This window comes from Pseudidiomarina sp. WS423 (assembly GCF_050750165.1).
Taxonomy (GTDB): domain Bacteria; phylum Pseudomonadota; class Gammaproteobacteria; order Enterobacterales; family Alteromonadaceae; genus Pseudidiomarina; species Pseudidiomarina fusca.
The window spans coordinates 1-577 of record NZ_JBOJLN010000053.1 but is presented as its reverse complement, the minus strand read 5'-3'; the positions used below and the strand labels follow the sequence as shown (position 1 = coordinate 577).

At 51.3% G+C, this 577-nt stretch carries 1 protein-coding gene and 1 pseudogene; both read left to right on the top strand.

Annotation, left to right across the window (positions count from 1 at the left end):
- Nucleotides 1-241, top strand: a 241-nt coding sequence (tnpB, locus tag ACQ661_RS12730; RefSeq protein ID WP_431668591.1) for an IS66 family insertion sequence element accessory protein TnpB, incomplete at its 5' end; no start/stop codon positions are given.
- Between the two features lie 21 nt (nt 242-262).
- Nucleotides 263-577, top strand: a pseudogene (locus ACQ661_RS12725) (IS66 family transposase); the annotation flags it as partial.

The following is a 577-nucleotide window of genomic DNA, read 5'->3' as shown; positions in this document are numbered from 1 at the left end:
TCCACAAAGCGGCCAGTACTTTGTGTTTATCAATGCCCGCAAAACCCAGATGAAGGTGTTGTACTTCGAAAGCTCAGGCTATTGTGTCTGGGCTAAGCGCCTCGAGCAAGGCCAGTTTCCGGTGAAACCGCATCCGAGTGGGATCCAATCACTCACCGGTTGCACCCTGCAAATGATCGTTGACGGAATTACCGTACTTCGCCAGAAACAAGCGAAGCGCTATGGGCAGTCAATCGCTTGATAAGTCTGTATAATTGACGCTATGAAAATCAAGCCTTCATCCTCATCCAACGTGGCAACGGACGCCGAGACACGGGTTAATTTGACCAGTGAAATCGCGCGTCTGCAGAGTTTGTTGCAACAGGCTTCTGCAGAGAATCAGGCCTGGTCAGAAAAGTACGGCAAGCTGGAAACTGAGCATGCGTCATTGCGCGAAACCTTCGCAGGCATTCAGCAACGCTTAGCCTGGTTTGAGAAGCAGCTGTTTGGTCAGAAGTCAGAAAAGCGCGCCTTGGAATTGGGTATGCAGTTAAGCTTACTGGGCGATATGGTGCCAGCACTGGCCCAACCCGAAGGT